This is a genomic window from Marinobacter sp. DSM 26671 (genome assembly GCF_900112835.1).
GTDB classification, from domain to species: domain Bacteria; phylum Pseudomonadota; class Gammaproteobacteria; order Pseudomonadales; family Oleiphilaceae; genus Marinobacter; species Marinobacter flavimaris.
Genome location: NZ_FONF01000003.1, coordinates 175281 through 200036 on the forward strand (window position 1 = coordinate 175281; position 24756 = coordinate 200036).

At 59.4% G+C, this 24756-nt stretch carries 24 protein-coding genes; 13 read left to right on the forward strand and 11 right to left on the reverse strand.

Annotated features, from left to right (window positions below):
• Positions 1-29: 29 nt before the first annotated feature.
• The 5 genes from BM035_RS04730 to BM035_RS04750 all read right to left on the reverse strand — a co-directional run bounded on the left by BM035_RS04730 (position 30) and on the right by BM035_RS04750 (position 6386).
• Positions 30-830, reverse strand: coding sequence for a symmetrical bis(5'-nucleosyl)-tetraphosphatase (locus tag BM035_RS04730; protein WP_092030489.1), 801 nt, complete (start codon positions 828-830; stop codon positions 30-32).
• Complete coding sequence (rsmA, locus tag BM035_RS04735; RefSeq protein WP_008173367.1) at positions 823-1653, reverse strand: 16S rRNA (adenine(1518)-N(6)/adenine(1519)-N(6))-dimethyltransferase RsmA; 831 nt, start codon at positions 1651-1653, stop codon at positions 823-825. Before rsmA ends, BM035_RS04730 begins: the two co-directional genes overlap by 8 nt.
• The gene (gene pdxA / locus BM035_RS04740) at positions 1650-2660 is read right to left on the reverse strand and encodes a 4-hydroxythreonine-4-phosphate dehydrogenase PdxA (protein WP_092030491.1); all 1011 of its coding nucleotides are present in this window, start codon (positions 2658-2660) and stop codon (positions 1650-1652) included. The genes rsmA and pdxA overlap by 4 nt, the downstream gene beginning before the upstream one ends.
• Entirely contained in the window at positions 2660-4000 is a 1341-nt protein-coding gene (locus tag BM035_RS04745) for a peptidylprolyl isomerase (RefSeq protein ID WP_092030492.1), read from the reverse strand. Before BM035_RS04745 ends, pdxA begins: the two co-directional genes overlap by 1 nt.
• Before the next feature lie 64 nt (positions 4001-4064).
• Positions 4065-6386, reverse strand: coding sequence for an LPS-assembly protein LptD (locus BM035_RS04750; protein ID WP_092030614.1), 2322 nt, complete (start codon positions 6384-6386; stop codon positions 4065-4067).
• Positions 6387-6629: 243 nt separating this feature from the next.
• Here BM035_RS04750 and BM035_RS04755 point away from each other — a divergent pair, with 243 nt between their 5' ends.
• Genes BM035_RS04755 through BM035_RS04765 form a run of 3 tightly spaced genes read left to right on the forward strand, consistent with a single transcriptional unit; the run spans position 6630 to position 9131 of the window.
• The gene (locus BM035_RS04755) at positions 6630-7688 is read left to right on the forward strand and encodes an aminoglycoside phosphotransferase family protein (RefSeq protein WP_092030494.1); all 1059 of its coding nucleotides are present in this window, start codon (positions 6630-6632) and stop codon (positions 7686-7688) included.
• Positions 7685-8383, forward strand: a complete 699-nt coding sequence (gene murU, locus BM035_RS04760; protein WP_092030495.1) for an N-acetylmuramate alpha-1-phosphate uridylyltransferase MurU — start codon at positions 7685-7687, stop codon at positions 8381-8383. The genes BM035_RS04755 and murU overlap by 4 nt, the downstream gene beginning before the upstream one ends.
• On the forward strand, positions 8370-9131 hold the full coding sequence (locus BM035_RS04765; RefSeq protein WP_254775367.1) for a DnaJ domain-containing protein: 762 nt from the start codon (positions 8370-8372) through the stop codon (positions 9129-9131). Before murU ends, BM035_RS04765 begins: the two co-directional genes overlap by 14 nt.
• Here the strand turns inward: BM035_RS04765 and BM035_RS04770 are convergent.
• Positions 9128-10084 (reverse strand): DUF3530 family protein, encoded by a 957-nt coding sequence (locus BM035_RS04770; protein ID WP_092030497.1) that lies wholly within the window; start codon positions 10082-10084, stop codon positions 9128-9130. The two genes, BM035_RS04765 and BM035_RS04770, sit on opposite strands and share 4 nt — an antisense overlap.
• A 117-nt stretch (positions 10085-10201) precedes the next feature.
• On the opposite strand from BM035_RS04770, the gene rpe reads away from it, so the two are divergent.
• The 6 genes from rpe (at position 10202) to trpC (ending at position 15920) form a co-directional block, all read left to right on the forward strand.
• Complete coding sequence (rpe, locus tag BM035_RS04775) at positions 10202-10888, forward strand: ribulose-phosphate 3-epimerase (RefSeq protein WP_008173385.1); 687 nt, start codon at positions 10202-10204, stop codon at positions 10886-10888.
• Positions 10885-11574 (forward strand): phosphoglycolate phosphatase, encoded by a 690-nt coding sequence (locus BM035_RS04780; RefSeq protein WP_014578485.1) that lies wholly within the window; start codon positions 10885-10887, stop codon positions 11572-11574. The genes rpe and BM035_RS04780 overlap by 4 nt, the downstream gene beginning before the upstream one ends.
• 232 nt (positions 11575-11806) lie before the next feature.
• Positions 11807-13294 carry an anthranilate synthase component I gene (gene trpE, locus BM035_RS04785; RefSeq protein ID WP_092030618.1) on the forward strand — a complete coding sequence of 496 codons (1488 nt, stop codon included), beginning with the start codon at positions 11807-11809 and terminating at the stop codon, positions 13292-13294.
• Between the two features lie 16 nt (positions 13295-13310).
• Positions 13311-13892 carry an aminodeoxychorismate/anthranilate synthase component II gene (locus BM035_RS04790; protein WP_092030498.1) on the forward strand — a complete coding sequence of 194 codons (582 nt, stop codon included), beginning with the start codon at positions 13311-13313 and terminating at the stop codon, positions 13890-13892.
• Between the two features lie 11 nt (positions 13893-13903).
• A complete protein-coding gene (trpD, locus tag BM035_RS04795; protein WP_092030500.1) occupies positions 13904-14932 on the forward strand; it encodes an anthranilate phosphoribosyltransferase in 1029 nt (342 codons plus the stop codon).
• 166 nt (positions 14933-15098) lie between these two features.
• Positions 15099-15920 (forward strand): indole-3-glycerol phosphate synthase TrpC, encoded by an 822-nt coding sequence (gene trpC / locus BM035_RS04800; protein WP_092030501.1) that lies wholly within the window; start codon positions 15099-15101, stop codon positions 15918-15920.
• A gap of 153 nt (positions 15921-16073) precedes the next feature.
• Here trpC and BM035_RS04805 read toward each other — a convergent pair whose 3' ends face one another.
• The 4 genes from BM035_RS04805 to BM035_RS04820 form a co-directional block, all read right to left on the reverse strand.
• Entirely contained in the window at positions 16074-16685 is a 612-nt protein-coding gene (locus BM035_RS04805; protein ID WP_092030503.1) for a DUF4202 domain-containing protein, read from the reverse strand.
• Positions 16686-16721: 36 nt separating this feature from the next.
• Positions 16722-17339, reverse strand: coding sequence for a glutathione S-transferase family protein (locus BM035_RS04810; RefSeq protein ID WP_092030505.1), 618 nt, complete (start codon positions 17337-17339; stop codon positions 16722-16724).
• Between the two features lie 91 nt (positions 17340-17430).
• Positions 17431-18165 (reverse strand): alpha/beta fold hydrolase, encoded by a 735-nt coding sequence (locus BM035_RS04815; RefSeq protein ID WP_092030507.1) that lies wholly within the window; start codon positions 18163-18165, stop codon positions 17431-17433.
• 41 nt (positions 18166-18206) lie between these two features.
• Positions 18207-19307, reverse strand: coding sequence for a M14 family zinc carboxypeptidase (locus BM035_RS04820; RefSeq protein ID WP_092030508.1), 1101 nt, complete (start codon positions 19305-19307; stop codon positions 18207-18209).
• Between the two features lie 299 nt (positions 19308-19606).
• On the opposite strand from BM035_RS04820, the gene BM035_RS04825 reads away from it, so the two are divergent.
• The 4 genes from BM035_RS04825 to BM035_RS04840 all read left to right on the forward strand — a co-directional run bounded on the left by BM035_RS04825 (position 19607) and on the right by BM035_RS04840 (position 23698).
• Positions 19607-20572 (forward strand): ABC transporter substrate-binding protein, encoded by a 966-nt coding sequence (locus BM035_RS04825; protein WP_008173409.1) that lies wholly within the window; start codon positions 19607-19609, stop codon positions 20570-20572.
• A gap of 96 nt (positions 20573-20668) precedes the next feature.
• Positions 20669-21703 (forward strand): ABC transporter permease, encoded by a 1035-nt coding sequence (locus tag BM035_RS04830; protein WP_008173411.1) that lies wholly within the window; start codon positions 20669-20671, stop codon positions 21701-21703.
• Between the two features lie 11 nt (positions 21704-21714).
• Positions 21715-22773, forward strand: coding sequence for a quaternary amine ABC transporter ATP-binding protein (locus BM035_RS04835; RefSeq protein WP_014578493.1), 1059 nt, complete (start codon positions 21715-21717; stop codon positions 22771-22773).
• An 82-nt stretch (positions 22774-22855) separates the two neighbouring features.
• Complete coding sequence (locus BM035_RS04840; RefSeq protein WP_053113159.1) at positions 22856-23698, forward strand: substrate-binding periplasmic protein; 843 nt, start codon at positions 22856-22858, stop codon at positions 23696-23698.
• Here BM035_RS04840 and BM035_RS04845 read toward each other — a convergent pair.
• A complete protein-coding gene (locus BM035_RS04845; RefSeq protein ID WP_254775369.1) occupies positions 23674-24648 on the reverse strand; it encodes an META domain-containing protein in 975 nt (324 codons plus the stop codon). The genes BM035_RS04840 and BM035_RS04845 overlap by 25 nt on opposite strands.
• Positions 24649-24756: the final 108 nt, after the last annotated feature.

Below are 24756 nucleotides of genomic sequence, written 5' to 3' on the forward strand. Positions count from 1 at the left end.
GAATCCCTCTCCTGGCCGGTTGTACGGATTCAGCAGTCACAGTGGATCTTTTCTCCCGAATCCAGGTTCATCATGGTCAGTGCGCCACCCCAGACACACCCGGTGTCCAGGCCGATAAAACGGTCACTACCGGTTTTTCCTTCCAGGGCTGCCCAGTGGCCAAACACCACCCGTACATCGTCATTGCGGGGAAAATGAAACCACGGCTGGTAACCTTCCGGCGCGCTGTCGACGCTTTCCTTGGCCGCCAGTTCCAGAGAGCCATCCTCGGCAATAAAGCGCATGCGGGTGAAATAGTTGGTAATGACCCGCCAGCGGTCCATTCCCTGCAGGGACTCGTCCCAGCGCTCGGGCTGATTGCCGTACATGTGGGTAAAGTATTCCTCGGCGGTTTCGCCCCGGATCACGGCTTCAACTTCCCTGGCACACTCCATTGCCTGGCTGACCGTCCAGATATGGGGCAAACCGGCGTGGGTCATCACCAGATTCCGGGCCGGGTCGTGAACACAGAGATTCTGCTGCCGGAGCCAGTTAACCAGCCGCTCGTGATCCGGAGCGTCAAGGATATCGGACAGGGTGTCTTTGCGACGCGTCTGATGACCGCCCAGGGACACCGCCAGCAGATGCAGGTCGTGATTGCCAAGCACGACGACCGCCGAATCCCCAAGGCTCTCGATATATCTCAAGGTTTCCAGCGAAGACGGGCCGCGGTTGATCAAATCACCGGCCACCCATAGACGGTCACGGGAGGGAGAGAAATCCACTTTCTCCAGGACATCCCTGAGACGCTCGTAACAGCCCTGAATATCGCCGATCGCGTAGTCAGTCATCACTTACCTCGTTTGCCGGATTGGCTGCACCCTTCTCGGTAAAAAGCAGGTCGGCAATCGCCACGAAATCGGCCAGCGCGAGGTTCTCCGGTCGCAGACCGTCATTGATGCCAAGGCTCCGGAGCTGTTCGGCCGACACCATGCCGCCCAGTGCCTTGCGGAGAGTTTTCCGCCGGGCGTTAAAGGCTGTGCGGACCACAGCCTGAAGTGTCGTCAAATCCTTCGCCGGGTGTGGCAGGGTCTTGTGAGGCACCAATCGGACAATCGCCGAATCCACCTTGGGCGCCGGTCGGAAAGCGCCGGGCCCAACTTCAAACAGCGGCTGAACCCGGCAGAAATACTGGGTCATGATGCCAAGACGCCCGTAATTGTTGTCACCCGGCACCGCTGCCATTCGTTGAACCACCTCTTTCTGCAGCATGAAGTGCATATCCTGCACAACACCGGCCTGGGACAGCAGGTGGAAAATCAGCGGTGTGGAAATGTTGTACGGCAAATTACCGATGATCCGCAGGGGGCGATCCACCATGAGCTGGCTGAAATCAAACTTGAGTGCGTCCGCCTCGTGAATCCGGAATTCGGGATAGTTGAAGAACTTGGTGCGCAGCACGGGAATCAGGTCCCGATCCAGTTCTACCACCTGGAGCTTCGGGTTCACCGCCAGTATTTCCTCGGTCAGTGCGCCCAGGCCAGGGCCAATCTCCACGATGGCGTCATCAGGTTTCGGGTTAATGGCGCGGATGATCTGCTCTATGACCCCCGGATCATGGAGGAAATTCTGGCCAAACCGTTTTCTGGCCTGATGGCCGGCTTTGTTGCTCACGAACGGGTCTCTTCAATTGCAGATTTTCGACAACGAGCCATTTGCTCGCCTACCTTCAGGGCCGTATGCAGACTGCCGGCATCGGCTCGACCGGTTCCCGCCAGATCCAGAGCCGTACCATGATCCACGGACGTGCGCACAATCGGCAGCCCCAGGGTAATGTTCACCGCACGCCCAAAGCCCTGAAACTTCAGCACCGGCAGCCCCTGGTCATGATACATGGCCAGAACCGCATCGGCCTGGTCGAGCCAGTGCGGAGTAAACAGGGTATCCGCAGGTAAAGGTCCGGTCAGAGAAATGCCTTCGGCACGCAGAGCCTCCAGGGTTGGCTCGATGGTGTCGATTTCCTCCCGACCAAGGTGACCACCTTCGCCGGCATGAGGATTCAGGCCGGCCACCAGTATCCTGGGCCGGGCAACACCGAAGAACTTTTTCAGATCAGCATCGAGAATTCGCGTTACCTGAGTCAGGCGCTCCGGGGTAATGGCGGCGGATACGTCCTTGAGCGGTAAGTGGGTAGTAACAAGCGCAACCCGCAACTCTTCGGTCGCCAGCATCATGACCACACGATCCACACCGCAGAGCTCCTGCAGGAACTCGGTATGGCCGCTGAACGCGATGCCGGCATCGTTGATAACGCCCTTATGGACAGGCGCCGTCACCATGCCGTCAAAATCGCCGCTGAGGCAGCCGTTAGCGGCGACTTCCAGCGTTCTGAGCACATAAGCACCGCTGCCGGTATCCAGTGTGCCCGGTTCATGATTGGCACAACCGTCCACATGCAGAACCGACAGCAGGCCTGCCTCCATTTCCGGCGAATCTCCGGGCTGCCAGGCACGCAGTTCAACCGCCAGGTTCATTTGCTTCGCCCGGGCCTCCAGCAATGGCCGGCTGGCAACCACCACCACACCTGCACTCCGGGCCTCAAGAGCCAGTTGCAGGCACAACTCCGGACCAATGCCGGCAGGTTCGCCGGCCGTCAGTGCCAGCACCACGGGATTACTCATCAGGAGACTGGCTCTTCTTCCGCCGGTTCGTCCTTGGCGTACTCGCCCTTGAACTCGACAAAGGCCTCATCGCGGATCTCCTGAAGCCAGTTCTGCAGTTCGGTCTCAAACTTGCGGCGATAGATGGCCTGGCGGGCCTCGGCGTCGCGCACATCACCGCTGATGTCTTTCTGGCGGCGCTCCTGAACCTGCAGAATGTGCCAGCCAAACTGGGAACGGAACGGCCCGCGCAACTCCCCAATATCAGCATCGAGCATGGCCTGCTCAAACGCCGGCACCATCTGGCCCGGGCTTACCCAGCCCAGATTACCGCCATCGGAGCCAGACACCGGATCATCGGAGTACTCTCTGGCCAGCGCACTGAAGCTGGCTCCATTCTGAAGCTGCTGGTACAGATCCCGAATCACGGTTTCAGCCTGGCTGTCCGTCGTGGCTTCGGAAGGCCGAACCAGAATGTGACGGACACGGTGCTGCTGGATCATCTGCTGCTGCTCGCCGCCTCGCTTGTCCATCACCATTACCAGGTGGAAGCCGCTGTTGTTTTCCAGGACGTCTGAGGGCTCACCCACCGGCAGCTCCGGCACGACCGGAGCAACCAGAGACGGCAGCTGACCCTCGGCACGCCAGCCCATATCGCCACCTTCCAGGGCATTACTGGCATCAGACTCGGCAACAGCCACTTCGCGGAAATCACGGCCATTGGCGATCTCACTGCGCAGCCGCTCGGCTTTCTCCCTTGCGGCATCCACCTCCGCCTCATCAGAGGGGTCGTCTACGCTCACAAAGATGTACGCCAGCCGGTACTGAGCGTTATTCCCTCCACGGGCCTCCAGACTTTCCAGATAGTTTTCAACTTCCCGATCAGTCACCCGAACCCGGTTGCCGACCTGGCGCTGCTGAACCCGGCTGGTCAGCATTTCCTTGCGGATCTGTTCGCGGGCCTGGTTGTAAGTCACGCCTTCGGCTTCGAGCTGGTTTTCAAACTGCGGCAGGCTCATGCCATTGCGTTCGGCAATGTTGGCCATGGTTTCGTTCAACTCGTTATCGCTGATGCGCATACCGGCCCGATCTGCCATCTGCATCTGGATCGATTCGGTGATCAGCTGGTCAAGCACACGCTCTTCGAGGACCTGCCTTGGCGGCAGCGCCGTGCCCTGTGCACTAAGGCGACTGGTGATAGTGTTGATTCGGGCCTCCAACTCGGTCTGAAGGATGACATCCTCATCGACAATGGCCACTACCTGGTCCAGCAACTTACGCTCGGCCTGAACAGAGAACGGGGCCAGGACGGCTAGAAGAACCAGTAACGCTTGTACACCATGGCGAAGGGTCGCCTTCATAATCACCTCTACAAATAGAATTTGAGCTTTTCTGGCGTTTTGGGGGCCTTAGTCCGGGATCCAGTCAGGGAGTTCCAAAACGACGACGCTCCCTTTCATCAAAACCGTAAATGGCCTCGGAAATACTCGATGAGGCACCATCGCTGCCACCCAGGCCCTTTAGCTGGATCTGGAACAGTATGCGGCTATCGAGCTCCCGGTCATCAGTCAGATAGTTCTGGTGAACCACCTGAACACTCCAGCAGCAGTTATTGTATTCCAGCCCGGCCAGGGATCCGACGGTTCGATCAAGGTCGGAGTCGTAGACCCAGCGGCCGATCAGACTAACACGGTCCGAGACCGGGAAAACCGCCGCGATATCCGACTGTTCCAGTTCGCCCCGGCTGTAAGTGTGCCCCACACTGGCCAGGTACCGGTAGTCAGTGGAGTGAAAGGTTAACTGGCTGCGGCCTTCCTCGGTATCCCCGGTATCAGGATCCCACAATCCGGAGGAGCGGATTTCCAGGGTATCGAGTGGGTTCAGCACGACTTCGCCCGCCAGCGGTGATCGGCTCCGGGTACCGGCACCCTCGCCGAACAACGTCACTTCGCGATCCTCGAAATACTGTACCTGTCCAATACTGAATCGGGCACGCTCCGCACCGGTGAGGAGGTCATTGAAACGGCTGGTCAGGGCAACGGTCAACTGGTTGGCATCGCCTACCCGGTCACCGCCGGTGAACCGGTCCGGTCGAAACAGCTGTTCAAAACGGAAGGTCTGGAGGTCGGTGTCAAAATCCGGGATGTCGTTCTGATCCGGATCGGCATCGGCCCAGGCGTAATAGAGCCGGGGCTCCAGAGTCTGGTTGTAGGGCACATCAAACAGGCGGCTCTGTCGGTCGAAATACAACCCGTTATCCCACTCGGCAACCGGCACGGTGCGATCGAAACTGCCATCCCCCAGCACGTAGTCGTCCAGGTTGTAGCGGGTGTAATCCACGCTTACCGACGGCCGACTGAACCCCCACAACGCCCGCATGGGCAACGCCAGTTCCGGCCGCGCCCGGAAACGCTGCCCGTTGGCCCGATCCAGACCGGTCAGTGCTTCGTTGTCCCGGTAAAACACTGTGTACTGGCTTTCCAGGTTCGCCTCCACAATCCCTGCGCCGGTCTGGCCTGCGTAGATCACTTCCGGCAACTGGGCATAGGGCTTGTCCACATCGGCAATGCGGTCACTGATGGTCTGGTAATCGTTGAGGTAGGCATCGAAATACTGCTTGTCGCTTCGGTAGGTAACCCCGCCCTTTCTTTGCAAGTGAGTGGCCTGGTTAATCTCCAGGCTGCGGTTCAGATCGCTGAGATAGTCCTCATCGCTCACCACGGAAAAATCTCCGTAGCCCCGCCAGCCACGGCCAAAGGCAGCCCGGGTTGTGGCATCCAGGGCCCAGCGCTCACCGGATTCACCGGGGTTTTCCTCCTGAAACGCCGAATCGTTGCCGATGTACCCGAGCTGCAGGGTAGTTTCCCCGAGAGAGCTGAGATACCGGCCCTCGACTTCGTTGAACAGGCCCCGGCCATGAATGTACTGGGGCGTCAGCGTCGCGTCGTAATGGGGTGCCAGATTGAAGTAGTAGGGCACGGCAAGAAAGCCACCGCTGCCGGCACTGGAAGAGCCGAACTGCGGGTAAAGGAAACCGGACTTGCGGCGATCATCAATAGGAAAGCTTGCCCACGGCCAATAGAACACCGGCACATCAAGGACTTCCAATCGAACGTGTTTGGCGGTACCGAATCCTTGCGCCCGATCCAGTCTGATATCCGAGGCAACGATGGCCCAGTCATTCTGGCTGGGGCCACAGGTGGTCAGAAAGCCATCTGCAATGACGACCTGCTCCTCGCTGATGCGCGACAGGCTGCCTGCACGACCGCGCATTTCCGGACCATGCAGCAGGAATGTTGCAGTGTTGATGTCCAGGCGTCCACTATCGACGTCGTAGTTCGCGTTCTCACCGGTGAGAAGGAAACCCTCGCCGCGACTGACCAGCGGCCCCTGCACCGATACTGCACCCTCCTGCTGGCTGTAGCGGGCCTCTGAACCGGTTACCTGAAAGCCGCCCTGGCGAATGCGGACATCTCCCTCAAGGAACAGCGTCCGGTCTATCTCATAGCGAGCGTTCAAGCCGCTGGCTTCCAGCGGTTGCTCGGAATCGCTGCCAACGGCAAACGCACTGCCAACGCCATTGGCGCGACCGGAAGGCAGATACCCCCCTTCGCAGAAAAGGGGCAACGAGGCCCGGGCCTCGGCTGGCAACTCTGCTCTGGGCCGCCAATCTATTTCCGCCGCAGACGGCGGTGTCTGGGCATGCCCATCCGTAACGCCCAACCCAAAAACCGCGGCCAGCAACACACGGCCATACCGGCTCTGCCACCGGGTTTCCGGCGATTGCAGTGGGCGTTCGGGACATGGCACGGTGGCTGGATCCTGTTCCGGGTGAATTGGAGGACGGGCAATAATAAACGCCGCCTAGTTTACACGTGCCCTGAAGGGTTGTTAACGGAAACTCCGCTGCAAAACCGATTTACCCTCTTTATACTCGTCTGCTAACTTTCGCTGTCAGCGACAACTTTTTTCAGGATCGCAACCCGAACTATGGATACCCGCCTGCAGTTGCTGACCAACTGGGTCAGACAATTTCCCGGCTTCGAACAGTGCGAAGCCGAACCGGTTTCCGGCGATGCCAGTTTTCGCCGTTATTTCCGGGTCTGGCAGCACGCAAATCCGACGACCGCTCCCGGGGACGGTGCACCGTTTATCGTGATGGATGCGCCCCTGGAACATGAGGACTGCGAGCCCTTCGTGGCCATCGCCCGGCACTGGCACCGGCAGGGTATTGCGGTGCCGGACATTGTGCAGGCTGATCTGAAGCAGGGCTTCCTGTTACTGGAGGATTTTGGCGACCAGCTGATGCTTGGCCGACTGAACACGGAGTCCGCAGACCAGCTCTACAGGAACGCTCTGCAAGAGCTGACCCTGATCGCGAGCCAGACCTCCCCCAGTGATTACCCGCTACCGCCTTACGATGCCACCCTGCTTGAGCGGGAAATGGCGCTGTTCCCGGACTGGCTTCTGGAGAGGCATCTGGGCATAAACCTGGAAAACAGCGAGCGGGCCCTGCTGGACACGACCTTTTCCATGCTGCGGGAAAGCGCCCTGGCGCAACCGGAAGTGACGGTCCACCGGGACTACCATTCCCGAAACCTGCTGGTTCGCCAAGACCAACCTCGCCCGGGTGTCATCGATTTCCAGGACGCGGTTACCGGGCCGGTCACTTACGATGTGGTCTCGCTGCTGAAAGACTGCTACATCCAATGGCCAGAGAAGCGCATCTGCGAATGGCTGGAAGACTACCGCCAGAGCAGCCTCGAGGCTGGCCTGCACCGTGCGGACCCGGAGACCTTCCGCCAGTGGTTTGAACTGATGGGCATGCAGCGGCACCTGAAAGCTGCCGGCATTTTTGCCCGGCTATCGATCCGCGATGGCAAGCACGGCTATCTCAAGGACATTCCCCGAACCGTTCAGTACCTGATCGTTGCCAGCGGTCGACAGCCAGCCCTGCGTCACTTCCACGAATGGCTGAGCGATACGGTTATGCCCCGGATCGAGACGAGCATCGGCCCGGCCCCGGGTCAGGAGCACCTGTCCCAGTGAAGGCCATGATTCTTGCTGCCGGCAAAGGTGAACGCATGCGGCCACTGACGCTGGCCACACCAAAGCCCCTGTTAAGGGCCGCTGGCAAGCCTCTGATCACCTATCATCTGGAGCACCTGCGGCGAGCGGGAATCCGTGAGGTGGTGATCAATCATGCCTGGCTGGGCGACCAGATTGAGGAAACCCTGGGAAACGGCGAAGGGTTCGGGCTATCCATTCAATATTCCCGGGAAGGCGAGCCGCTGGAAACCGCCGGTGGCATCGTGCGCGCTCTGCCTCTGCTTGCCGGTGACAAATCTGACTGGTTTCTGGCGATCAACGGCGATATCTGGAGCGATTTCGACCTTTCTCGACTGACACCGCCGCCTGACGCAGACGCCCTGCTGGTGGTCACCAGCAATCCGCCACACCATCCCGAAGGTGACTTTCACCTCACTGACCAGGGAGTACTCCATAGTGATGGCCCGGACAAGCTGACCTTCACCGGCATTAGCCTGTTACACCAGCGCCTGTTCGAGGGGCTTACCGATCAGGCGGGGAAACTGGGGCCGGTGCTTCGCGATGCCATGAGCAGAGGCCGGGTAAAGGGTCTTTTCCATCCCGGACAGTGGGTGGACGTCGGCACCCCGGAACGCCTGCAGGCGCTCGACCGGCAACTGGGCTCCAAGGAACCTGAAAGCCATGGCAGGCGATAACAGACAACCGGCACTGCCGCCCCGAATGGAAGCCGAATTTTCCAGCTTGATGCGGGAACTCTCGGCCTGTGGTCACCAGGCACCCGCTCTGATTGAGCGCGCCCGCCTGCCCCGTTGGTGCCGACATTCCCTGTTTTTCTTCCTCGGCTATATCGCCAAGGCAGACGGGCGCGTCACCGAAGCCGACATCGGTTATGCCGAATCGCTGATCAAGGCCATGAGGTTGTCCAAACGCCAGCGCAGGCGAGCCATTGGCTGGTTCCAGCAAGGCAAGTCGGCCGGGCAGCTGCCGTTCATCCGCGGGCTGGCCATGCGACTATCCCGCCGTCTCTGGCCCGCTCCCGCGTTGAAAACCGCCATCTGTCTCTGCCACGCCAGCCAGCTTAACGGCCGCCCGGGCAAACCCAGACGTTATCGCTGCGAAGACGCCATTGACCAGATTGGTCTGCCGGTAAGCATCAGCGAGGACATTTTCGACAGTTATGCCAGCAAGGTCTGGACCCGGCACAGCGAGAACCTTTCCAGACCCACCAGCTATCAGCAGGCCTGTGAACTTCTAGGCGTTACCCGTCGGGACTCCCTGGAAGTGATCAAACGGGCCTACCGCAAGAAGATATCCGAGTGCCACCCGGACAAGCTTGCCCAACAGCAGGTCAGTGACCGCGACCGAAGCCTGGCCAAGGAACGCCTGCTCCACTACCAACAGGCCTGGGAACTGATAAAGCGGCACAACACCCTCCGCCCCTAACGCTCGCGGGATTCCAGCCAGGCGGCAACACGACTGGCCACCCCATCGCCCAGAGTCTCAGGCGCAGGGCTGATCCAGGCAATCGGTTGTCGCTCAAAGCCGCTCATTCCGGCGCGCCGCAACTGCATGCCAATACTCCAGCCCGATTGATCATCAGCCGTCCCTTGTGGATACAGCTCCAACAAATCAGTGCCGAGCGACTCCAGACGGTCCGGCAGACCTGACCGGTCAACGGGATAAAACTGTGGCACCACCCAGATCAGGGCAGAGGCATCGGCGCCATCCAGTACCCGGTTGGTCACATGGATACTGGCTCGCCCGACACCAAGAACTGCCGGAGCTTCATAGCCCCGCTCAACCAGCAGGGCCAGCCCTGCCTGCAGCATCTGGTTGATGCGGCTTCTGTAGCGCGCCTCAAGATCATCGGCGCTCTCGGATGAGGCCATGACATCGATCATGACTGAATCTGATGCCCCCTCCTCGCCCGCGCCTGCTTCAGCCGCCGGCGGCTCCATCACGGGTCGCATCAGGAACTCATTCAGAACCGGAGAGGGCGACTCCAGACCAAGCGTCAGCACGGCCCAGCCCCGGGAAGCCAGCCCCGCTGCCAGTGAGCCGGTTACCCCGGAAGCGGCAGTTTCACCTTCGTCCGACAGAACCAGCACCGCACCGCGAGCCGGCAACCTGGCTTCCGGGTAGAACAGGCCCAGCGCCCTATCACCCTCCTCAAGCTCCAGCCATACCGCTGATTCGGGAAAACGCTGGATCAGGGAGCGTTCGCCGGTGCCTGTCCAGATCAGGGCCCGACTCGCAGACTCTGACGCCTCGACGCCTTCGGTCTCACCGGCCGTCCCGCTCTCTTCCTGCCCGAGGGTGATGGACGGTGCGACACACATCAGCGCCAGGATAAAAAGCCAGAACACGCCGGGCCGGTAAATCTCGAATCTCTGCACAGATACTGATCCTTTGACTGCGAAAAAACGCCACTGAGCTGTTAGACTAGCAGCCATCCTGAATGTGCGGCAGGGACCGCTGACCAAGCCATTATCCATTGTTGTGAGAGAGCCGTCATGAACCCTTACCTGATTGCCCCATCCATCCTGTCCGCCGATTTTGCCCGTCTTGGCGAGGAAGTCGATAACGTGCTGGCCGCCGGCGCCGACGTGGTGCACTTCGATGTGATGGACAATCACTACGTACCCAACCTCACCATTGGCCCCATGGTCTGCGAGGCGCTGCGCAAGCACGGCGTGACCGCCCCCATCGATGTTCACCTGATGGTGTCGCCGGTGGACGACCTCATCCGTATGTTTATCGACGCCGGGGCCAGTTACATTACCTTCCACCCGGAAGCGACCAACCACATTGATCGCTCACTGCAGCTGATCCGCGACGGTGGCTGCCAGGCGGGCCTGGTGTTCAACCCGGCCACGCCGCTGCATTACATGGATCATGTGATGGACAAACTGGACATGGTGCTGATGATGTCGGTAAACCCCGGCTTCGGTGGCCAGAAGTTCATTCCCGGCACGCTCGACAAACTCCGGGAGGCCCGCAAGCGCATCGATGCCAGTAACTACAATATCCGCCTGGAAATCGACGGTGGCGTGAAGACCGAGAACATTCGGGAAATCGCCGAGGCCGGTGCCGACACCTTCGTGGCGGGATCTGCCATCTTTAACACCGACGACTATAAGACCACCATTGATGCCATGCGCGAAGAACTGGAGCAGGCCCGCAGGGTGATCAGCCAATGAGCCTGGCAGGGCTGTTCAATCCACGCTGGCCGGGGGTTGCCCTGTTTGATCTCGACGGCACCCTGGTGGACAGTGCACCGGATCTGGCGGCCGCCGTGGACCAGATGCTGGCGCATCTTGGGCGCTCACCGGCGGGCATTGACCGGGTACGGAACTGGGTAGGCAATGGCGCCAGCGTTCTGGTGCGCCGGGCCCTGGCCGGCCAGGTGGACTGGGAACCGGCGCGACCAAAGGACGAGGCCCTGTTCAAGGATGCCCTGGCGATTTTCTATCACGCCTACGGCACGCTCAACGGACAGCATTCGGTAGTCTACGCCGGCGTCGAGGCCTGTCTCACGCACCTGAAGAACCAGGGCTGCCGGCTGGGCATCGTCACCAACAAGCCGGAACAGTTTGTGGCACCGCTGCTTGAGCAAATGGGACTGGATCACTGGTTCGACCTGACCGTAGGTGGTGACACCCTGCCGGTCAAGAAACCGGACCCCGCCCCCCTGCTTCATGCCATGGAAACCCTGGGTGGCACCCGCGGAACCACGGTCATGGTGGGCGACTCCGCAGCGGATATTAACGCGGCGCTGGCCGCGGGCATTCCCTGTGTGGCGGTGCGGTACGGGTATAACTACGGGCCTGCGGTGGATACTCTGGGCGCCGACGCGGTTGTTGATTCGCTGGCCGAGCTTTTGTAATCTCACAAGGAACTTACATTGAGCACTTCTTTACGGGAGATTCCTGCCGTGCAGGGACTGAATCTGACTGCAGCGCGAGGCATCCTGACAACCCGCGCAACACGATGGTGGCGATGGCGCACCGGCTGAGCAAGCCCGGAGGCTGACTGGCGCCTGCTGGTCGAGCCCGCAGCACCTGATGGAAGCACAGGCTTTCATCCACAATGCAGATCAGATTTCAGGAAACCGTACCATGACACCCGAGCAATTCATCGAGCTCGCCGACGCCGGCTTTAACCGCATCCCTGTGTATCGTGAGGTACTGGCCGACCTCGACACGCCCCTGAGCACCTACCTCAAACTCGCCAGCGGACCCTATTCCTACCTGTTCGAATCCGTTCAGGGCGGCGAGAAATGGGGCCGCTATTCGATCATCGGCCTGCCCAGCCACGAGGTGCTGAAGGTCTTTGACCACCGGGTGGAGATCAGCCGCGGCGGCGAGATTGTCGAAACCGAGGAAGTGGACGATCCGCTGGCGTTTGTCGAGGCCTACCAGAAGCGCTTCCACGCTCCCGACCTGGACGAACTGCCCCGGTTCAACGGTGGCCTGGTGGGCTACTTCGGCTACGACACCGTGCGCTACATCGAAAAACGGCTGCGCCAGAGTTGCCCGCCGGATAAGATCGGCACGCCGGACATCCTGCTGATGGTGTCCAACGAGATCGTGGTATTCGACAACCTGCGGGGCAAGCTGCATCTGATTGTCCATGCCGATCCGGCCATTGAGGGCGCCTTCGAAACAGCGCAGAGCCGCATTGATCAGCTGGAGAACCATCTGCACCGGCAAACCGCTGACGCGCCCCGCACCCCAGAACACCTGCGCGGAAAAGCCGTGGACGAGAGCGACTTCATTTCCGGCTTTACCCAGGACAAATTCGAAGCCGCGGTAGACAAGATCAAGGGCTACGTGCTCGACGGCGATGTGATGCAGACGGTGATCTCACAGCGCATGTCGATTCCCTTCGAGGCGCCACCGCTGAACCTGTATCGCTCGCTCAGGGTGCTGAATCCTTCCCCTTACATGTATTTCCTGGATCTGGGTGACTTCCACATCGTGGGCTCCTCCCCGGAAATACTGGCCCGGGTGGAGGACGAGGAAGTAACGGTTCGGCCAATCGCCGGCACCCGCAAGCGCGGCGCCACCGATGCCGAGGACAAGGCGCTGGAAGCAGAACTGCTGGCTGATCCGAAAGAAATTGCCGAGCACCTGATGCTGATCGACCTGGGCCGCAACGATGCCGGCCGGGTGTCGGAAACCGGCACAGTCCGGCTGACCGACAAGATGATCGTGGAGCGCTACTCCCACGTGATGCATATCGTCTCCAACGTCACCGGCCGGCTGAAAGACAACACCAGCTGCCTGGACGTGCTGCGCGCCACCCTGCCTGCTGGCACCCTCAGCGGTGCGCCCAAGATCCGGGCCATGGAGATTATCGACGAACTGGAGCCGGTCAAGCGTGGGGTCTACGGAGGCGCCGTGGGCTATCTGTCGTTCAACGGCAACATGGACACCGCCATTGCTATCCGTACCGCCGTGATCAAGGACAACACCCTGCATATCCAGGCAGGCGCCGGCGTGGTGGCCGATTCGGTGCCCCGCCTCGAGTGGAAGGAAACCATGAACAAGGGCCGCGCCATTTTCCGGGCGGTGGCCATGACCTACAACGATTTCGACCACTGAGGCGGAGGAACAGATTATGTTGCTGATGATCGATAACTACGATTCCTTCACCTACAACGTGGTGCAGTATCTGGCTGAACTGGGTGCCGACGTGCAGGTGCACCGCAACGATGAAATTACCATCGAACAGATTGAAGCCCTGAACCCGGAACGTCTGGTGATTTCCCCCGGGCCCTGCACCCCGAACGAGGCTGGCATCTCCATGGCGGCCATCCAGCATTTTGCCGGCAAGCTTCCGATCCTGGGCATCTGCCTGGGCCATCAAGCGATTGGCCAGGTCTACGGTGGTGACGTCATCCGCGCCGGCCGGGTCATGCATGGCAAGGTGTCCCCGGTATTCCACAAGGACACTGGCGTGTTCCGGGGCCTGAGCAACCCGCTGCAGGCGACCCGCTACCACAGCCTGGTGATCGACAAGGCCACCCTGCCCGACTGCCTGGAAGTGACCGCCTGGACCCGCAACGACGACGGTTCCATCGAGGAAATCATGGGGGTTCGCCACAAGACCCTGCCCATCGAAGGCGTGCAGTTCCATCCGGAGTCTATTATGACGGAACAGGGCCACGAGCTGCTGCGCAACTTTCTGAGAACACAATAAGAGGCCGACACATGGACATGAAAGAAGCTCTCAACCGCATTGCCTCCAACCTGGACCTGTCCCGGGAGGAAATGAAGGACGTGATGCGTATCGTCATGAACGGCGAGGCCACAGACGCCCAGATCGGCGCGTTTCTCATGGGGTTGCGCCTCAAGAGCGAAACCATCGATGAAATCACCGGCGCCACCGAGGTTATGCGCGAACTGGCCACCAAGGTTACGGTCAAGGCCGAGCCCCTGGTGGACATCGTCGGCACCGGCGGCGATGGCGCCAACCTGTTCAACGTATCTTCCGCCGCCTCCTTCGTGGTGGCAGCAGCCGGCGGCTTTGTGGCCAAGCACGGCAACCGGGCAGTTTCCTCCAAGAGCGGCAGTGCCGACCTGCTGGAAAAGCTGGGCATCAACCTGAGCATGAAACCGGAGGAAGTGGCCCGCTGTGTCGAGGAAATCGGCGTCGGCTTCATGTTCGCCCCGGCCCACCACGGTGCCATGAAACATGCCATCGGCCCCCGTAAGGAGCTGGGCTGCCGGACCATTTTCAACATCCTGGGCCCGATGACCAACCCCGCTGGCGTTAAGCGCCAACTGGTGGGTGTGTTCAACCGGGAGCTGTGTCGCCCGATGGCGGAAGTGCTGCATCGCCTGGGTGCGGAGCACATCATGGTGGTTTGCTCGAAGGATGGCCTGGACGAGATCAGTCTGGCCAGCGCGACCCATGTGGCGGAGCTGAAGAACGGCGAAGTCACCGAATACGACATCACCCCGGACGATCTGGGTATCAAGAGCCAGTCGCTGGTCGGTCTGACCGTGGATACGGCTGAAGACTCCCTGAAATTGATTAAGGCCGCGTTTGGGCGTGGCCACGATGAAATGGCCGAGAAAGCCCGGGACTTGATTGCCCTGAATGCTGGCGCGGCGATTTATGTAGCTGGGCTGGCAAGCAACGCCAAAGAAGGCGTGGATATGGCCCTGGATGCCATGGGCTCTGGCCTCGCTGCCGGCAAGATGTCGGAGCTGGCTGATTTTTCTCAGTGCTTTTAATCGTATAAGCCTGCCGGATTTCGGCAGGACGATCCGGTGGGGCAGGGCTTTCCAAAACACGCCCGTGAATACATCCCTGTAGGGCTTGGCTGCAGCCATCCATGGCTGCAGACAGTTTTGGAAAGCCCTGCCCCACCGGCTCTCGCTAACTATTTGCAGGCCGCTAATGACTGAACGACATTTGGACAAAACTCCCACCATTCTTCGCAAGATCGTTGACCGTAAGTGGGAAGAAATTGACGAGCGGAAACCGAGGGTTTCGGTTGCTGACCTGAAGGCAAGGGCGGGAGATCAAGAACCCGCACGTGGTTTTGCCAACGCACTTCGGCAGCGAATTGAGCAACAGAAACCGGCTGTTATCGCTGAAATCAAGAAAGCCTCACCAAGCAAAGGCATCCTGCGCGATCCGTTCGAGCCGGCCGTTATTGCCGAGAGTTACGAGAACGGCGGTGCCGCCTGCCTGTCCGTGCTTACCGACCGCGATTTCTTCCAGGGCCACGAGGACTACCTGGTCGCCGCCCGCAATGCCTGCAGCCTTCCGGTGATCCGCAAGGACTTTATGGTCGCGCCTTACCAGGTCTACGAAAGCCGCGCCATCGGCGCCGACTGCATCCTCCTGATCGCCGCGTGCCTGACCAAAGACCAGATGCAGGAGCTGGAAGGTATCGCCCATGAGATCGGGCTGGATGTGTTGGTGGAAGTTCACGATGGCGAGGAACTGGAGGATGCGTTGACGCTGACGACGCCTCTGGTCGGCATCAACAACCGGAACCTGCATACCTTCGATGTTTCGCTGGACACCACGTTTGATCTGCATGAACGCATCTCACAGGACAGGCTGACGATTACCGAGAGCGGCATCATGACCCGCAGCGACGCAGAAGCGATGACTGCTCGCGGGATTTACGGTTTCCTTGTGGGGGAATCGTTTATGCGGGCGGAAGAGCCTGGTCAGAAACTTCAAGAACTGTTCTTTCCAAAAGGCTAACTCACAAGTTTAAACAGTTCGGCGGGTACGACCTGCCAAAATCGTGCGGAGCCATGGATGGCGGAGCCGAGCGTACAGGGAGGTATTCACAGCGTATTTTGGCAGGTCGTACCCGCTGGACTGTGCACAAAAGTTCGCAACAGGCATTTGATGCTAGGCGTCGGCCAAAGCCTCCTGCAAAAGTTCCAGAAGGTGCGCCGGCATCCCCTCTGCCAGCTTGAGTGCCGCCTCGTACCCACGGGGCGACATCTTGCCCCAGGTCCGGCGCACTATGCGTAGCCACTTCTCCCGATCGTAGTCCGCTTTTTCCTCATAGAAATCTGCGAAGTAGCGTTCCAGGAAGACCATGCAGGCCACGTCCTCCAGCAGTTGAGTGTCGGCATCCTGCCTCAGTTCCCGCTTGGTCAGGATGGTCTCCACCCGATCGCACTCCTCCTTCGGGTAGCCACAATCCGCCATGATTTCCCCAGCACGCTGACCATGCATACGACCACAGGCCTGGCGCCACTGGTAATAGGCTTTACGACCTTCCGGATAGTCCTTCCGCGGCATGGTCCAGCGCTCGATGTGCTGGGCGCGGCAGGCGATCTGCATGCGTTCGGAAGGATCGGATTCAAGCTCGAACAGCCAGCGGGTCATGTGCAGGCTGTAGGCGTATTCCTTCGGGAGGCGTTCGTTGTCGAAAGACTCCTGATTGGGATCGGCCTTATTGGCTGCGTCAATAAACGCCAGCGCGCACTGGAGTCTTGAATCCGTTGTGGTCATTAAGATCTCTCTTCTGGTTTCTGACTGGCCTGTGGCTCAGACCTGGGCAGAAGGGCGTTCCTTGATGCGGTCGTACCAGGCCTGCAGATTGGCCTGCTCAGGTTTGATCCGGATGCCCACCACCCGGGCGAATGCCACTGTTGTGAAGGCATTGATATCGGCGGCCGTAACGCGGTCGCAGCAGATGTATTCCTTGCCTTCGAGCTGCTTGTCGAGGAAGTGCATGAACTTCTCAACGCTCTTGCCGCACTCCTCGCCCCACTCCTTGATCGGGTTCATCCGGTCCTTGAAGTAGCCGGTGGTGTGCTGGAAACACATGCCAGTAGGCATGAAGAAGAACAACTCTATCCACCGGAGCCACTGCTCAAGCTGGGCTTTTTCAAGCGGGGTGTCGCCCATCAGGGTCGGCGTGTCCGGGTAGCTCTCTTCGAAATAGCGGCAGATTGCCATGGTCTCGGCAATACAGGTGCCGTCATCCAGTTCCATCACAGGCACTTTCTTCATCGGATTTCGGGCGACAAATTCAGGTGTCAGGTTTTCACCCTTCTGCAGGTCAATCTCGATGAATTCGGCCTTTTCCAACAGGCCTTTCTCGGCCATGAACATGCGCACGCGGCGGGGGTTAGGGGCGGTTTTGGTTTCGAAGATTTTCATTATTATCGGCTCCGTTCCTGATCAATGGCGGCTTTGACGGTTCAAAACGAGAAGACTGACCGGAAAGAAGAGTTGCGTCAAGCAACCGGCGTTACCGGGGCAGCCAGTTGCGGATCTGCTGGATAATCCACTCCGGGTCGTCCAGTGGAAGGTCATGGCCAGCATCCGGGTGCAGTTTCATGGTCCATTGCCAGCGTTCCTCCAGCGTGGAACTGCAGCGCCAGTGAACGATGCGATCGCCGCGGCTGGCGAGAATCAGGGCATCTGGCACAGGACGCTTTTCACCGGGTTTGTAGCGGGCGGCAGCCGCCAACTGGTTGATCGCATTGCGGGTACTGACGGGGCGTTGTCGTTGTATGCTGTACCACTGTTTTGCCAGTGACAGAGGCACCTCACGGTTAGATGTGAGCCGGAGAATATCCCGCTCACGGTCAAACAACTCCTGACGGGCCAGCAGCCGCAAAATTCGCGGCCAGACCCCGGGCCGCATGCGTTGCCAGGGCGGGCTGAAGCCGGAACTGGTATTGATCAGGACCAGGTTCTGGATCTGACCATCCGCAGCCTGCTGGGCCCAGTCCAGGGCCACCATACCGCCCATGGAAAGTGCCAGGATGCTGAAAGGACCGGGGATATGGCTGGTGTGCCTGGAGACGGCCTCCCGAATCGACGCTACCGTTGCCGGACTGTCTTCTCGATATCGCACGCCCGTCCCGGGCAGGTCGACCAGATGGAACTGGTGCTCGGGAAATGCCTCCCCAAGGCGAGCCGGGAAGCTGCCCCAGTGGGCGTGTTCCCGAGTCAGACCCCGCAAGAGAATCCAGTGCATACGATAGTTCCGATTGATGGATGCCAGGGCCGGCTGGATCGCTAGTGAGTATCGCGATACCAGTGCATGATCGCGGCTTCTTTCAGCATGGACTCCTCATCCCGAGCCGGCAACCAGTTTTCGTGGCTGGCGGCGGCGTTAATCAGGAAGTCCATCCAGGTCAGGTGACTGCGCAGGACCCGCTTGTGCCGGTGCGGAACCAGGGGATTGAAAAAGCCGTCGAGTCTCAGCAACTGACGGGGCCGCTTGCGAATCCAGCGCCAGGAGCCCATTTCCAGGGTCAGGGGCAGGAAAACACCGGCATTTTCGCGATTGACCTGTTTGTAGAAGTAATCCCACAAGTCGCCATGGGTGAGATAGTGGCGGGACTGGGGCTCGAAACGGTAGTCGTGATTTGGGTATGACTGCTCCCAGATAAGCTTCAGCGCCATAACCGATGCGACTCGACGCATGGGTCGACGCCGGTAGGCGTAGGGAAACCAGATCTGGTCCTGCATCCCGAATCCGGAATGGCAGTCCAGTGCCACACTGAACGGCCGCCCCGGCAGCAGCTGTTTTATGACCGCCTCAAGAGCCAGGTTTTCGGGCTCCATGCCCTGTTCAGGGTCGCCGGTGTACCACGGCAATCGGGGTGAAATTCTCTGGCCGCCGAGCAGGAATGCGCTACGTTCCTGAGCCTGGATCGGTGCATTGCGCATCAGGTCCACGCCGTTGGGATTACTGCGCTGATTCAGGTACATACCGCCCGGGTTAAGGATCGGCAAAAGGGTAATTCGAACCTTCTGCAACAACCCCAGCAAATGTTCGTCCCAGGTCACTCTGGCAAGCAGCGACTTCAGCCAGGCCATCACTACCTGGCTTCCAATGCGTTCAAGCCCGTGCACGCCGCCAACAAGCAATACCGCTGGCACATCGGGCCGGGAAGAGCCGATATCGACACGGTAGATGGGCAAGGAGAGGTCCTTGAGGGCGACCCGCTCCACCACTTCGGTTGTGATGAAATCCGGCGCTTCCGCCAGGATGCGCTCCAGGCCAACGAGCTCCGGCAGGAAGGTTCTCAGTAGCCTTCGCTGACGCCCATCCCGGGAGGCCTGCTCGTGGCTGATTGATGTGTGAGGTGTCAGGTCGCGCAGCTCTGTCATGCTGTTCTCCGGGTTCAGGTACCCGGAGTGTATCCATCGATTACTACACCTTCTTGACAGTTCTCCCGGGGCATAATGTGTCTCTTTTAAAGACGCATTTGGAATACGTCCTTGTAACTGAGCTGAGGTTCGTTATCCTTACAGTTAAGTATTAACCGAGACCTCGTGATTTGTTCGACCTTAACAGCGACCATGAAAGAGCTGTTTTCCCGATCCCTATGGATCGCGGTCCCCTCGTATCGGCACTAACACCGACAACACCCTCCAAAAATCACAAACCCTGAAAAGGAGAAGTGACTATGCGAAAGCTTAAGTCTGCTGCACTGCTTTGCGCGCTATCCGTACCTGTCGCGGCCCAGGCCAATTGCGGCGAGGTATCCATTACCGAAATGAACTGGGCGTCCAACACGGTCGTCACCAACGTGGCCACCTTCATCATGGAGCAGGGTTACGGCTGTGACGTCACCATCGTTCCTTCCGATACCGTTCCGGCGGTAACTTCCGTTGCCGAAAACGGTGAGCCTGACATCGTCACCGAGCTGTGGCTGAACTCCGCGGGCGAGGCCTACCTGCGTCTGGAAGAACAGGGCAAAGTGGAGCGCCTTGGCAAGGTTCTCGATCCGGGCGGTGTTGAAGGCTGGTGGATTCCCACCTACCTCGCGGAAGAGCATCCGGAGCTGAAGACCATCGAAGGCATCATGGCCAATCCTGAGCTCGTTGGCGGCACCTTCAACAATTGCCCGGACGGCTGGGGCTGCCGAGTTGTGAGTGACAACCTGGTTCGCGCCCTGGATCTGGAAGAGTCCGGCATTGACGTATTCAACCATGGTTCCGGTGAGACCCTGGCGTCCTCCATGGCGTCCGCTGTCCAGAACAAAGAGCCCTGGTTCGGCTACTACTGGGGTCCGACTGTTCCGCTCGGCAAGTACGACATGACCCGGGTTGATCTCGGCGACATCAAGCCGGACGTGCACCAGAAAAACCAGACGCCGGATGTCGACAATCCGGGCGTATCCGACTTCCCGGCGGCAACGGTCCTGACGTCGATCACTACCAGCTTCAAAGAACGCGAGCCGGAAGTGGCCGAGATGCTCAGCAAGCTGACGTTCAAGACCGAGACCATGAGCAGCATCCTGGCCTGGATGGACTCCAACAATGCCTCGGGCGAAGAAGCTGCGGTTTACTACCTCAGCAACAACAGCGACGAGTGGTCAACCTGGCTGAACGACTCCGCACGAGAGCGGTTGGCCAACGTTCTTAACTGATTGACCTGCCCCTCCCGGGGCATCCTTCGGGATGCCCCGGGTCGTTTCCCGAAAACCGTTCTGATTCCAGACGTGCGCAGGAGAGACTGACCGCCCATGGCAACCTACGATTCCCTTTTTTCATCGCTCGGCCTTGAGCAATGGTGCTCGGAAGGCAAAAGCAGCGGCCCCATGTCGATGGCCGACCTGCTGAATAAAACCAAGGGAGAGAGCGCCGAACCGGCCTCTATATGGGAACTCCCGTTTCCGTCCATGGACGCCCTGAACGAATCCTGCTCCGCTTTCCCCCAGTCCCGGGAACTTACCAAGGGCCTGGAACAGGGATTTCTGGCAATAAAGGACAGCCTGAGTCTGGTTCTCGATCCATTAACCCAGCCTCTTAGCTGGTTCCTGGATGGGGCACTTTACGCCATGCTGAACACGCCCTGGTGGATCGTGATTCCACTGTTACTGGCGGTTGTTTACGTGGTCACCAAATCCTGGAAACTGATGCTCTTTGTAGGCGGCAGTATCGTGCTGCTGGCCTTCATCGACCATTATGATTACGCCATGCAAACACTGGCGATCATTTTTGTATGTGCCTTCCTCTGTGTCTTGCTGGGGGTACCCATAGGCATCGCCATGGCACGCAGCAATTCCCTGCAACGGATGATCATACCGGTGCTGGACATGCTGCAGACGCTGCCACCTTTTGTGTATCTGATTCCGCTTATCTTCCTGTTCAGTGTTACCGAATCAAAGCTGTACGGCATCGCCATCATCCTCTACGCGATTGTTCCTGTGATCCGGCTGACGAACCTGGGCATCCGGCTGGTAGACAAGGACGTGATTGAGGCCGCAGACGCCTTTGGCATGACGCCCCGACAGAAACTCTACAAGGTGCAGATCCCGTTGGCGCTACCCAACATCATGGCAGGGGTTAACCAGACCATCATGATGAGTCTTGCCATGGTTGTTATCGCATCCCTGGTTTCCGCGCCCGGGCTTGGCGTTCTGGTCCTGCGGGGCATCCGTAATCTGGAACTGGGTGTTGGCCTGGTATCCGGCCTTGGCATCGTGATCCTGGCGGTTATTCTCGACAGGGTAACCAAGGCGTCCCTGGCACGAATTAACGTCTCCCAGAAGCAGTGAGGAAAGCCCCCATGGCGAAAGACATCAAGATTTCGATCCGGAACCTTTACAAGATCTTCGGCCCGACCCCGGATGTTGCCCTGGAGTATGTTCGCAAGGGCATGGGCAAAGCCGATCTGCTGGAGCAGCAGCGACACGTACTCGGTCTGCGTGATATCAACGTGGACATCCACGATGGCGAGATCACGGTCATCATGGGCCTTTCCGGCTCCGGAAAGTCCACACTCATCCGGCACCTGAACCGACTGATCGACCCCACGGCCGGCGAAATCCGTGTCGATGGCGAAGACATCATGAGCTACAGCGAAGAGCAGCTGCGAAAGCTTCGCCGCGAGCGGATGTCGATGGTGTTCCAGAAGTTTGCCCTGCTGCCCCACAAAACCGTGCTCGAAAACGCCGGCATGGCCAAGGACATTCGCGGCTATACGACATCGGACTTTGAGGCCGACGCCCGAAAATGGCTTGCGCGGGTTGGTCTGGAGGGTAACGAATACCAGTATCCACACCAGCTGTCCGGTGGCATGCAGCAGCGGGTGGGCATCGCCCGAGCCCTGGTGTCCGACGCCCCGATCATGTTGATGGACGAAGCTTTCTCGGCACTGGATCCGCTGATTCGGTCCGATATGCAGGACCTGTTGCTGGAGCTCCAGGAAGAACTGCAGAAAACCATCGTGTTCATCACCCATGATCTTGATGAGGCCCTGAAACTGGCCGACCACCTGGTCATCCTGAAAGATGGCGAAGTAGTGCAGCAGGGAGATCCCCAGGAAATCCTGCTCAATCCCGGCGATCCCTACATCGTCGACTTCATCAGCGATATCAATCGGGCACGGGTGCTGAGGGTACGATCGGTCATGAGCCCCCCGGATGACGGTGAGGCCACGTTCGCCGGTGACATCTCGGAAAAGGACAACCTTGAAACGGTACTGCTGAAATCCGACGGGGATATGTCTCTGAATTTCCGGGTAGTCCGGGACGATCAGCACGTGGGCACACTGCACATGAAAGACCTCGCCCGGGCGCTGGTGCCGACCGCCGCGTCGGCTGACAGGAACAAAACCGCCGCCTAGGGGCTTTTAGCCATTACAAAACCGCGACCAGGGTCTATGCTTCAGGGAGAGCCGACGTCATCGGCATCCCGGTTTTATCACCATGGCAAAAACCCTGGTTCTTTCCATCGCGCTCTTTCTTGCCGCCTGCTCGCAGCCAGAAGACCCGCCACCGCTGGTTCCTGAAACAGCGGCAAAGGCAACGAAGACCGCTCCCGCTGCGCCGGCTCCCACAGAGCCGCGCCATAGCGTCGTCATTGCCGCTGATCCCTGGTGTCCTCACAATTGTGAAGCCGGCTCCGAGCACGAAGGCTATATGATAGATATTGCCAGGGAGGCGTTCGGACTCGCCGGTATCGATGTCGAGTACGTGAACATGAGCTGGGCACGGGCCCTGCAACAGGCCCGGGACGGGTATATTGATGCGGTTGTAGGAGCCCTTCCGGGGGATGCGCCGGACTTCGTGTTTCCGGACGCCGCTACTGGTTACTCGACGATCGCGCTCTACACCCACCCTGACAACAACTGGCAGTACGCTGGCATCGACTCACTCAGCCAATCCAAGCTGCTGGCGATCAACGGCTACGCTTACTCACCGGAACTGGACAGCTATATCGAGAAGTACCAGGACGATCCGGAGCGGGTCTGGGTGCTGTCCGGGCCGGCACCACTGAGCCGGGCAATCGAACTCCTGCACCAGCAGCGCTCTGACGTATTCCCGGAAGACCGCTATGTGATGCAGTGGCAACTGGAGCAGGAGAACAACACGGAAAGCCTGCGAATGGCCGCGGTGATCCACGAGTCGCCGATCTACGTTGCATTTTCACCGGTCGGCCGTGATTCCGCCCAGCTCGCAGCGCTCCTGTCAGAGGGAGCGAGAGCCCTGCAAAGCAGTGGGCGGGTGGAAGAGATCCTGACGCGCTATGGACTGTCGTGGTCAGACTGAAACGCCCGGATCGACTCACCGCCCGGTGTCGACAACAGCAGTTGGCCCTGCTGCCCGATCCGCACTGAACTCACCTGGTCCAGCAGGTTCAGAAACCGCTCTTCCTGATTCATCAGCGCGGGCGCACAGGCCATCCGTGTTGATGCCAGTGGACCTATAGCCATGCCCTCACCCCTGAGTTCATAGGTGCCAGTGTATCGGTTGCAAGATGCCCTGCCCGCGATCCGATTGCCCTCAAGAAACTCGATCGTGATCCGGGACCGATCGATGATGCCTGCGCCCGCAAGATCCTCAACAACCCAGATTGCGCCCCGTAACAGACGTTGGCGATCACCACCACACCCCCTGAACTCATCATCACCAACCTGCAGGCGCACCTGCGCGGGATATTGAGCCCCGGACATGCTGTCGTCACAGAGCTGACGGGCGACTGTCAGGGTAATGGGTAGATCTGCCAGCGTCGCCACAAATGTCCGCCCATGCCGGTTGGCTGTTTTGACTTCAACCGGTACCCGACGGGTTCCCTGTTCCTCGAAAGGCCGTGTTATCAAGAGCTCACCGCCTTCGAGCGTCGCGTGCCAGAAAGGCTCATTCCCCCGCGCCTCAAACGGCATTTCCAGATCGCCTGGCTGCAAACACTCCGGATAGGTTTGCCCCTTCACTGTCAGGGTCGCTTTTTCAGCCTTGCTCCAGAACCGCGTCTGGTCGTCGCCGGGGGCTACGTACAATGCGCCCGAGGCACTTATCTCCGGCTTGAGCAGAATACGTCGATCCAGATAGTCGATGCTGATCAGATCGCTGTCGTCCGTGCCGGAGACGGCAATATCGAGTTGCCCGCAAGCATAGCTCGCGGAAACCGGCTGACTGGTTTTGGATAGAGAGGAGCAGGCGGAGATGGCAAGGCTCGCCGCAGTGACGACGGACAACATCAAAACTCGTCGTGAGTGCATGGTCAGTTCCCTTGTTTGAGCGTCTTTTCGGCCTACAGTTTAGAACCCAACGACCGATGAGGCCACCATGGGCATCTGATGGGACTTCTTATACCGCCCCACCGGCAG

Bases quoted from the DNA above. Each gene is read 5' to 3' on its own strand.
- BM035_RS04835 (WP_014578493.1), top strand. From the start codon at position 21,715: ATGGCGAAAGACATCAAGATTTCGATCCGGAACCTTTACAAGATCTTC.
- rpe (WP_008173385.1), top strand. From the start codon at position 10,202: ATGAACCCTTACCTGATTGCCCCATCCATCCTGTCCGCCGATTTTGCC.
- trpE (WP_092030618.1), top strand. From the start codon at position 11,807: ATGACACCCGAGCAATTCATCGAGCTCGCCGACGCCGGCTTTAACCGC.
- BM035_RS04845 (WP_254775369.1), bottom strand. From the start codon at position 24,648: ATGCACTCACGACGAGTTTTGATGTTGTCCGTCGTCACTGCGGCGAGC.
- BM035_RS04820 (WP_092030508.1), bottom strand. From the start codon at position 19,307: ATGACAGAGCTGCGCGACCTGACACCTCACACATCAATCAGCCACGAG.
- BM035_RS04755 (WP_092030494.1), top strand. From the start codon at position 6,630: ATGGATACCCGCCTGCAGTTGCTGACCAACTGGGTCAGACAATTTCCC.
- BM035_RS04745 (WP_092030492.1), bottom strand. From the start codon at position 4,000: ATGAAGGCGACCCTTCGCCATGGTGTACAAGCGTTACTGGTTCTTCTA.
- BM035_RS04805 (WP_092030503.1), bottom strand. From the start codon at position 16,685: ATGACCACAACGGATTCAAGACTCCAGTGCGCGCTGGCGTTTATTGAC.
- BM035_RS04810 (WP_092030505.1), bottom strand. From the start codon at position 17,339: ATGAAAATCTTCGAAACCAAAACCGCCCCTAACCCCCGCCGCGTGCGC.
- BM035_RS04815 (WP_092030507.1), bottom strand. From the start codon at position 18,165: ATGCACTGGATTCTCTTGCGGGGTCTGACTCGGGAACACGCCCACTGG.
- BM035_RS04765 (WP_254775367.1), top strand. From the start codon at position 8,370: ATGGCAGGCGATAACAGACAACCGGCACTGCCGCCCCGAATGGAAGCC.
- trpD (WP_092030500.1), top strand. From the start codon at position 13,904: ATGGACATGAAAGAAGCTCTCAACCGCATTGCCTCCAACCTGGACCTG.
- pdxA (WP_092030491.1), bottom strand. From the start codon at position 2,660: ATGAGTAATCCCGTGGTGCTGGCACTGACGGCCGGCGAACCTGCCGGC.
- BM035_RS04840 (WP_053113159.1), top strand. From the start codon at position 22,856: ATGGCAAAAACCCTGGTTCTTTCCATCGCGCTCTTTCTTGCCGCCTGC.
- BM035_RS04825 (WP_008173409.1), top strand. From the start codon at position 19,607: ATGCGAAAGCTTAAGTCTGCTGCACTGCTTTGCGCGCTATCCGTACCT.
- trpC (WP_092030501.1), top strand. From the start codon at position 15,099: ATGACTGAACGACATTTGGACAAAACTCCCACCATTCTTCGCAAGATC.
- BM035_RS04780 (WP_014578485.1), top strand. From the start codon at position 10,885: ATGAGCCTGGCAGGGCTGTTCAATCCACGCTGGCCGGGGGTTGCCCTG.
- BM035_RS04790 (WP_092030498.1), top strand. From the start codon at position 13,311: ATGTTGCTGATGATCGATAACTACGATTCCTTCACCTACAACGTGGTG.
- BM035_RS04830 (WP_008173411.1), top strand. From the start codon at position 20,669: ATGGCAACCTACGATTCCCTTTTTTCATCGCTCGGCCTTGAGCAATGG.
- BM035_RS04730 (WP_092030489.1), bottom strand. From the start codon at position 830: ATGACTGACTACGCGATCGGCGATATTCAGGGCTGTTACGAGCGTCTC.